This window comes from Streptomyces sp. NRRL S-495 (assembly GCF_000966955.1).
GTDB lineage: Bacteria > Actinomycetota > Actinomycetes > Streptomycetales > Streptomycetaceae > Kitasatospora > Kitasatospora purpeofusca.
Genome location: NZ_JZWY01001308.1, coordinates 1 through 1,258, shown reverse-complemented (window position 1 = coordinate 1,258; position 1,258 = coordinate 1). Strand labels below are relative to the sequence as shown.

Genomic DNA, 1,258 nt, shown 5'->3' with positions numbered 1-1,258 from the left:
AGCGGACGGCGCTGACGGCGCTCGCCCGGATCCACGTCCAGGGCCACCAGGTCGACTGGACCGCCCTGCTGGGCAACGCCCGTCCGTCCGTCGTGCTGCCGACCTATCCGTTCCAACGCCGCCGCTACTGGCTGGAGCCCGCCGCCCGGAGCGGTGACCCCGAGGGCCTCGGACTGACGCCCACCGGTCACCCGCTGCTCGGCGCGGTGGTCGCCCTGCCCGACGGTGAGGGCGTGCTGCTCACCGGCAGTCTCTCCCTCGCCACCCACCCATGGCTCGCCGACCACGCCGTGCAGGGGACCGTGATCGTCCCGGGCACCGCCCTGCTGGAATCGGTGATCCGGGCCGGCGACGAGGTCGGCGCGAGCGCCCTGGACGAGCTGGTGATCGAGGCGCCGTTCGTGCTGCCCGAGCAGGGTGCGCTGCACCTGCGGGTGACCGTCGGCGCGCCGGACGAGGCCGGCGCGCGCCGGGTGGCCGTCCACTCGCGGCCCGCCACGGGTCCGGCGTTCCCGGCGACCTTCGACGACACCTGGACCAGGCACGCGAGCGGCACCCTGCTGGGCGCTCCCGCCGCCGGCCCGGTGGTGAGCCTGGAGCAGTGGCCGCCGGCGGGTGCGCAGGCGCTGGACATCGAGCACCTCTACGAGGAGCTCGCCGCTGGGGGCCTTGCCTACGGGCCCGCCTTCCGGGGGCTGCGGGCCGCCTGGCGGGACGGCGACACCTTCTTCGCCGAGGTCGCGCTGCCCGAGGGAACGGCCGGGGAGGCCGCGCGGTTCGGCCTGCACCCCGCGCTGCTGGACGCGGCCGTTCACCTCACCGTGCACCAGCGGCTGGTCGACAGCCCGCCCGGGGTGAGCCGGCTGCCGTTCGCCTACAGCGGGGTGCGACTGCACGCCGCCGGGGCGAGCGCGCTGCGGGTCCGGCTCCGGTACACCGAGCCGGAGGTGCTGGCCGTCGACGTCGCGGACGCCACCGGCGCACCGGTCGCCTCGGTGGAGGCGCTCCGGGCCCGGCTGGTCTCCGCCGAGCAGCTGGCCCCGGCGGGCGGCGTCGACCGGGACACGCTCTTCGGGCTCGACTGGCCGGAGGTGGCCCTCGCGGGCGCTTCGGTACCGCTGGGCGAGGTGCTGCCGGTCGACGGGGACGTGACGGAGACCTTGTCGGCCCTCCAGTCCTGGCTGGCGCAGGACACCGGTGAGGGCGACCCGCTCGTCGTGCTGACGCGTCTCGCGGTGGCGGTCGACGAGTCGGAGGC

1 protein-coding gene is annotated in these 1,258 nt (G+C 76.4%); it reads left to right on the top strand.

Annotation, left to right across the window (positions count from 1 at the left end; all coding sequences use genetic code 11):
• Nucleotides 1–1,258: polyketide synthase dehydratase domain-containing protein (locus tag VR45_RS41375; RefSeq protein ID WP_045945143.1), on the top strand; the 1,258-nt coding region annotated here is incomplete at both ends.